This window comes from Chromohalobacter sp. 48-RD10 (assembly GCF_029889785.1).
Lineage (GTDB): Bacteria > Pseudomonadota > Gammaproteobacteria > Pseudomonadales > Halomonadaceae > Chromohalobacter.
Genome location: NZ_JARANX010000174.1, coordinates 1 through 994, shown reverse-complemented (window position 1 = coordinate 994; position 994 = coordinate 1). Strand labels below are relative to the sequence as shown.

At 48.2% G+C, this 994-nt stretch carries 2 protein-coding genes; both read right to left on the bottom strand.

Going from position 1 to position 994, the window contains the following annotated elements; genetic code table 11:
- The coding region (locus OP496_RS18035) for an acyltransferase family protein (protein WP_280565336.1) at positions 1 to 406 on the bottom strand (406 nt) is incomplete at its 3' end.
- Positions 407 to 459: 53 nt separating this feature from the next.
- Positions 460 to 994, bottom strand: a 535-nt coding sequence (locus tag OP496_RS18030) for a hypothetical protein (protein WP_280565334.1), incomplete at its 5' end; no start/stop codon positions are given.

The following is a 994-nucleotide window of genomic DNA, read 5'->3' as shown; positions in this document are numbered from 1 at the left end:
ATCCGAGACAGCGGTCGCGCAGCATGTACAGCAAGATGGCAGCTCCAATCAGCCCCGAGAGAAACCACAGGTGGTGGTAGCCCATGACCGCCACGCGCAAAAGCTTGAGAATTTCATAAGGTGTTATCGACGGAAGATCCCACCAGAAATAAATATACACCAGCATCCAGAAGGCATACATCGCCGCCACCTTCTTGAGCCAGATAACGAGCGATCTCGAGCGAATCACGCTGATGAAAAAGTACCCGCTCACCATCATAAAAATGGGCACCACGATACGAAACACCCCCTCCACGGTCAGTTGATAACCCAGATCGCTATAGCCCATTAACACTTGGGCGTGTGAAATCACCACGATAACAGCCAATACCAACTTGAGAATATCCAATGGAATATTACGCTGCATCTTAACTCTCCCTGAAATATAAACCTTGGCGCATGGACATTATTACCAAAACTTCATATCGCACTTCCGGCCCCCCAGCCATAGCCTGGAAGCCCTAAAAGTGGATACCACTGCATGCAGAAATAAAAGGCGTACAGCATATACGCCGCGTAGCGTCGCCAATCGGTCAATCCCAGCGAAGCTAGAAACACCACCAGCATGCCACTTTCGAAAACACGCGCCGTCACGGGCAGCAAAAAGTAAGTCGATAAATAAAAAATAAGAATGGAAACTGCAAAGAAATTGTTTTTGAGAAAGGATTTTCCCTCCATAAATAAAACTACGGTAAACACGATCCAGAACAAGAACGCAACCCCCGTTCCGCCAGAACCCATTCCGCTATACATGGCGTTATCGCCTTGTCGTGCCCCAAGTGCGCCGGCCAGCCAAATACCCATCGCCCCCAACACAACCCCCACACCCAGGGTATAAACCACACGCCACACGATGGAGACCGAGAATGTCGAAAACGCGATATTGAGGAGAAACAAAGCGTTAATGAAGAAAAACGAAGCATGTATAAGAGGGGCTAATCCTATAAATAATATT